The sequence below is a fragment of the Pseudomonas sp. Ant30-3 genome (assembly GCF_000690905.1).
Lineage (GTDB): Bacteria > Pseudomonadota > Gammaproteobacteria > Pseudomonadales > Pseudomonadaceae > Aquipseudomonas.
The window spans coordinates 1-6,542 of record NZ_JMCL01000131.1 but is presented as its reverse complement, the minus strand read 5'-3'; the positions used below and the strand labels follow the sequence as shown (position 1 = coordinate 6,542).

Sequence of the window (6,542 nt, the reverse complement as noted above, 5' to 3'; positions counted from 1 at the left end):
GGCGGTGGTGGCTTGAGCGCGTGGCCGGTGAAATTGCCACCGTCGCGAAAGCCGGGCGTGTCCATGACTGCCGGGTAAATGTCGCATACATGGATATCGGCAAACCCGGTCAATTCCCCGCGCAATGCCTCGCTCAAACCGCGCAAGCCATATTTGCTCGCCGAGTAGGCGGCGGCGTACGGCTGCGCGACCCAACTGCCGATGGATAATGTGTTGATCAGAATCCCGCGCTGCTGCGCCTTGAAATACGGCCAGGCCACGTAAGCGCCGCGCAGGTAACCAAGCAGGTCGGTCTGCAGTACCTGCTCGTGCGCCTCCAGCGGTGTGTCCTCGAAATTGCCGACCGCGCCGACACCGGCGTTGTTGATCCAGATGTCGATGCGACCGTCACCGTAGTCAGCAGCCTGTTCCGCCAGCGCTCGCATGTTTTCGCTGCTGGTGACATCGGTGCGCACCGCCAGCGCGTCGGCGCCGCGTTCCGCACATTCTTCGACGACCTCTGCCAAGGCTGTCGTATCCCTGGCCGCCAGTACCAGGCGCGCACCTTCGTCAGCGAAAGCATGGGCGGCCGCGCGGCCAATGCCGCTGGAGGCGCCGGTGATGACCACCAGTTTGCCCTCAAGCCGGCGAACGCGAGACGGCGGCCGGTGAGTGACATCGGATTTTTGCGCAGACGAATCGAGATAAGCGCGATAGGGCAATTCCTCGAGCTTCAGGCGTTCCCCGTCGACCATCGTCAGGGTCAGGTCTTCAATGGTGCCGGCAAATCGATCAGGGAATACCGGCTCACCGTCGAGGTCGAGCTCGTCGTACATGAACTGGCGGCCTTCAAGCCAGCCGACTGCGGTTTGCAGCTCGGCCGCCAAGTAATATTTGCCGTCGAGGAAGAAGCCCGGAAACTGGTGCGCGCGCTCTCCGCTGTTGCGATTGAAGGCATAGCGTTCGCCTGGCTTCATGCCGGTTGCTCGATCAAACATGGGGAAATCCTCCTGTGCTGATCTGCGATAGAGGATCGGGCGGCGAGCGGGTTCCATCGGAATGACTGAGCGACTGGCTCGTGGAGTGCAGTTCGTCGCCTGACACATCGGGTGTGCGGGTTGCGATTCACATTTCTGTCATGCCGGTCGATAGCTTGGTATGCAACCGACATGCACCACGCCAAGCGGGAATTTATGCCGACCGATCTTCACCCCATCGCCTGTCCCTTGTCCAATCGCTCAAGCGTGGCACTGGCGCGTGCCTCTCTGTACAAATTCGTCGGTTTACTGGCCGGGGTCTTTCTGCTCGCCAGCTATGCGCTTATTTACCTGGCGCATGATCTGGATCGCACAGAGGAGGTCGAAAGTGCCTTCTACACCAACAAGGCGATGCAATCGCTGGAAAAGTCCCTGCGCATCACGGTCAAGGATTACGCGTACTGGGGTGACGCCTACGAGCACCTGCATACTCGGGTAGACGTTGACTGGGCCTATGTGCGAAAGAATATCGGGCCGACGTTGTACTCCGATTTCGGTTTTCAGGGTCTGTTTGTCGTTAACGACGTTGATCGCACGGTGTATTCCGTGATCAACGGTGAGCTGGAAAATATTGAGATTTCCACATGGCTGGGCCAGTCCGTCAGCGCGATTCTCGATGAGGCCCGTGCCGGCGCGGAAGAGGAAACGCCGGTTACACGCTTCATCAATGTCAACGGCGTGCCTGCATTGATAGCAGCGGCAGCACTGACGACCGGCACTGACCCGACGGTGGAGGCTGATGAGCGGACGTCGTCGGTGCTTATTTTTGTGGACATGCTCGATAGCACCAAACTTGCCGCCATCGGCAAGGATTACGGGATCAACGGCCTGCACGTCGCGAGCGCCAGAGAACCCGAAGAGAAACTTGTTCACCCGCTGGGCGAAGATGGCACCGCCGGCAGTTTGCACTGGAATCCACCGAGGCCAGGCCTGCACTTGCTCGGCGTCGGCCTGCCTTTGCTTGGTCTCGCCGCATTGCTGGTGTGGCTGATGATCTGGGTGATCCTGCGGCGCACCACGGCGGCCGCCCAGGCATTGGACGCCAGCTTTGAGTCGATCCACAGCAGTCAGGCTGCGCTGGCCACCAGTGAAGCGCGCTTTCGCGATGTCGTCGAGGCGAGCTCGGACTGGGTCTGGGAAATCTCCACCGACGGCCGTTTCACCTATCTGTCCGAACGTTTCGAGGCGGTGACAGGGCTGTCCAGAGACGAATGGTGCGGCGCGAAAATGGACGATCTGTTGCACACGGAAATGGGCGCACTGTCGCAGTGGCTGAGCATTCCCAACCGGCGACCGGACATCAGCGTCCAGTGTCGCTATGTCGATACCAAAGGCTGCGAACGAATCACGCGTCTTTCGGCCCGGGAAATGGACGGCCGAGGTTTCCGCGGCACCGCAACCGACGTTACCGAAGAAGTCGAAGCGCGCCGGCGCATCGAATTCCTCTCGCAGCATGACGCCCTGACCGGGCTGCCCAACCGGACCCGTCTGCAGGAATTCCTGGACGGCAAACTCAAGGCAATGCCGACGGCAGATCAGCCGCTGGTGATGCTAAGCCTGGACCTTGACCGCTTTAAACCGGTCAACGATTTGTTGGGGCATGCGGCGGGGGATCTGGTGCTCAATGAAGTGTCCAATCGGCTGGCCGATTGCGTGCGTCACGGCGACCTGGTGGCACGGATCGGGGGTGACGAGTTTGTCTTGATTCTGACCGATGTCAGCTCGCAGGAAGAAGTCGAAGCGCTGTGCCGTCGCCTGATCGAGTCCATCGAGCGGCCAGTGGAAGTCGAAGAGCAGGAAGTGTTTGTCAGTGCCAGTATCGGCATCGCGATGGCGCCGAATGATGCCTGCGAGGCGACCGAGTTGCTGCGCTACGCCGACATTGCCTTGTACGAAGCCAAGGCGGCCGGGCGGAACACCTGGCGCTTCTACGCCGGTGACATGAACGCCCGGATCATCGAGCGGCGGCGCCTGGAAAGTGATCTGCGTTATGCGATCAAGCACGGAGAACTGCGGCTGCATTTCCAGCCGCGCTATCGCATCGCCGACGGTCACATGGTCGGCGCCGAAGCGCTTGTGCGCTGGCAGCACCCGGAACGCGGGCTGATTCCACCCGACACCTTTATTCCGATCGCCGAAGAAAGCGGGCTGATTCTGGCCTTGAGCAATTGGGTCATGGAGACTGCCTGCGCCTGCGCGGCACAGTGGCCGGAAGAGCTGTTCGTGTCGGTTAACCTGTCGCCCAGCGAGTTCAAGCGGGGCAATATCATCGAGCGTGTGCAGCAAACGCTGGACGAATCGGGCATCAGCCCTGCGCGCCTGGAGCTGGAGATCACCGAAAACGTCATGCTCGAAGATGCCACCGGTGCACTGGAAATCATGCGCACCCTCAAGCGCCTGGGCGTGCGTATTGCCATGGACGACTTCGGCACCGGGTATTCGTCGCTGAGCTACCTGCGCACCTTTCCGTTCGACGGGCTGAAGATTGACCGCAGCTTCCTGAATCGACTGGTCGGCAGCGAGGATGACAGATCCATCATTCAGGCGATTGTTGGCCTGGGCCGCGCGCTGTCGCTGACGGTGACGGCGGAAGGCGTCGAGACGGTCGAGCACTTGCAGATGCTCAAAGAAGTATCGTGTGACGAAGGCCAGGGGTATTTCCTCAGCCGGCCACTGGATAACGAGACGTTCAACGCGCTGATAGGTGTTGAGGAAACGGCAGGCAGCTGAACCTGCAGCGCTGCGCTTGTGGCGATTACATGCAACGAATGGCGCCTCGCGGGCTCATATACACACTACCCGCGCCGTTGGTACAGGCAAGACAGTGCTCCATGGGGCGGATCGAATGTTTGAATCTGACTGCGAGCGACTGTACTTATGGCGAAAGAGAGCAACGAGCATGTGAACTGGTTGGTCGAGCAATCGATGCTGAATGCAGCCCGGCAACGGGCGAAACTGTATTCCGGACAGGGACGACTCTGGCAGCAACCTTTCGCTCATACCCGTCCCAGAGATGCGTCGGCGCTGGCTTCGGTATGGTTCACCGCTTATCCCGCTTCCATCATCACCGCCGAAGACGGCACGGTATTGGAAGCGCTCGGCAATGAAACGCTGTGGCATGCTCTGTCCGAAATCGGCATTCAGGGCATCCACAACGGCCCGCTGAAAACCTCCGGTGGGTTGCAGGGGCGCGAGCACACGCCCACCATCGACGGCAATTTCGACCGCATCAGCTTCGGCATCGACCCACAACTGGGCACCGAAGCACAGCTGCAGGGCCTGAGCCGCATCGCCGCCGCGCACAACGCGGTCATCATCGATGACGTGATCCCGTCGCACACCGGCAAAGGCGCGGACTTCCGTCTGGCCGAAATGGCTTACGAAGATTATCCGGGTCTCTACCACATGGTGGAAATCCGTGAGGAAGACTGGCCGTTGCTGCCCGACGTGCTCGAAGGGCGCGATGCGCAGAACCTCACGCCGCTGCAGGTCGATGCCTTGCGCGACAAGCACTATATTGTCGGTCAGTTGCAGCGGGTGATCTTCTTCGAGCCGGGCGTCAAAGAGACCGACTGGAGCGCGACCGCGGTAGTCATCGGCGTGGACGGCAAGCCGCGACGCTGGGTGTATCTGCATTATTTCAAGGAAGGCCAGCCGTCCCTCAACTGGCTGGACCCAAGCTTCGCCGCACAGCAGATGATCATCGGCGACGCGCTGCATGCCATCGATGTGATGGGCGCGAAAATCCTTCGGCTGGATGCCAATGGCTTCCTCGGTGTGGAACGCAAACTCGATGGCACGGCCTGGTCCGAGAGCCATCCATTGTCGATCACCGGCAACCAGTTACTCGGTGGCGCGATTCGCAAGGCCGGCGGTTTCAGTTTTCAGGAATTGAACCTGACCATCGACGACATCGCTTCCATGTCCCACGGCGGCGCCGACCTGTCTTATGACTTCATCACCCGGCCGGCGTACCAGCACGCCTTGTTGATGGGCGATGCCGAGTTTTTGCGCCTGATGCTGCGTCAGGTCCACACCTATGGCATCGACCCGGCCTCGCTGATTCACGCGTTGCAGAACCACGATGAGCTGACCCTGGAACTGGTGCACTTCTGGACGCTGCATGCCCACGACACCTTCCTTTATCAAGGTCAGACGTTCCCCGGCAACATTCTGCGCGAGCACATTCGCGAGCAGATGTATGAGCGTCTCGCCGGCGAACATGCGCCTTACAACCTCAAGTTCGTTACCAACGGCGTGTCCTGCACCACGGCCAGCATCATCACGGCTGCGCTGGGCATCCGCGACCTGGACCTGATCAGCAAGTCCGACATCGACCAGATCCGCCAGATTCACCTGTTGTTGGTCATGTACAACGCCATGCAGCCCGGGGTGTTTGCGCTGTCGGGTTGGGACCTGGTCGGCGCGTTGCCGCTGCCGGCCGAGCAAGTGGCGCACCTGATGCAGGATGGCGACACGCGCTGGATTCATCGTGGGGCCTATGACCTTGTCGATTTGAATCCGGATGCGCCGCTGTCGGCGGGGCAAATGCCGCGTCCGAAAACCTTGTATGGCAGCCTGCCGACTCAGCTCAAGGACCCGGATTCTTTTGCTTCGCAACTGAAGCGCATCCTCGCCGTGCGTCGCTCGTACGACATCGCGGCCAGCAAGCAGATCCTGATTCCCGATGTCGAGAATCCGGGGCTGCTGATCATGGTTCACGAACTGCCGGCAGGTAAGGGCACGCAGATCACTGCGCTCAACTTCAGCGCCCAGGCCATCGTTGAAACCTTGCACCTGCCTAACATTGCGCCGGGTCCGGTGGTGGACATCATCAATGAGCGGGTTGAAGGGGATTTGACGGCGGAGGGGGAATTCACCATTACCCTGGATGCCTATGAGGGGCTGGCGTTGCGGGTGGTGAGCAGTTCGCCGTTGATTTGATTGGGCGGGTGGTTTGGTGGGGCTTTGGAGTCTGTGGAGCCTATACAGCCCTTGGATTCTGTGGAGCCTGTGGGAGCAAAGCTTGCTCGCGATGGCGGACTTGAATGTTGCTCGGTTCTTGAGGGTGTATTCAGTCAACTGTAGGAGCTGGCTTGCCAGCGATGGCTTTGTCTTGAGCGACCGGGCTTTGCTGGTGTACATATCCGTTGCTGTGGTTGCTTCTGATATTGGTTCCGCTTTTACAGCGGGTCACTTGGAAGAGCACCAAGTAACCAAGTGCTCTTGCCCCTGACGTCCGGTGGCTCGCTAGTGCTCGCCATGCCTTCGCTCCGGTCCTGCTCCGTGGGCCCGGCGTGATCGGCCATCCTTGGCCGTGCGCGCCTAACCCGGCATCCTTGCCGGGTTGCCCACTGCGCAGAACCTCCACTCAGCCTCCAGAGGGGGCGCTAACCGCCACAGCCGCCGAGGCGGCCTGATAGCCGACCTGGCTGCGCGAGTTACGCCAGAACGCAAATCCCTGTAGCAGCTGGCGCAGCCTGCGTCCGGCTGCGCAGCAGTCGTAAAATCAGGCGGCGCGGTTTT

The 6,542-nt window shown here is 60.4% G+C and carries 3 protein-coding genes; 2 read left to right on the top strand and 1 reads right to left on the bottom strand.

Annotated features, from left to right (window positions below; translation table 11 throughout):
* Positions 1-977: SDR family oxidoreductase (locus tag DU29_RS0125975; protein WP_033050973.1), on the bottom strand; the 977-nt coding region annotated here is incomplete at its 3' end.
* Between the two features lie 195 nt (positions 978-1,172).
* Here DU29_RS0125975 and DU29_RS0125970 point away from each other — a divergent pair.
* Together DU29_RS0125970 and treS are read left to right on the top strand one after the other, a co-directional pair.
* Entirely contained in the window at positions 1,173-3,746 is a 2,574-nt protein-coding gene (locus tag DU29_RS0125970; protein ID WP_033050970.1) for a bifunctional diguanylate cyclase/phosphodiesterase, read from the top strand.
* 147 nt (positions 3,747-3,893) lie between these two features.
* A complete protein-coding gene (treS, locus tag DU29_RS0125965) occupies positions 3,894-5,960 on the top strand; it encodes a maltose alpha-D-glucosyltransferase (protein WP_028624331.1) in 2,067 nt (688 codons plus the stop codon).
* Positions 5,961-6,542 lie beyond the last annotated feature (582 nt).

Coding starts and splice junctions, on each gene's coding strand:
- DU29_RS0125970 (WP_033050970.1), top strand. CDS start 1,173: ATGCCGACCGATCTTCACCCCATCGCCTGTCCCTTGTCCAATCGCTCA.
- treS (WP_028624331.1), top strand. CDS start 3,894: ATGGCGAAAGAGAGCAACGAGCATGTGAACTGGTTGGTCGAGCAATCG.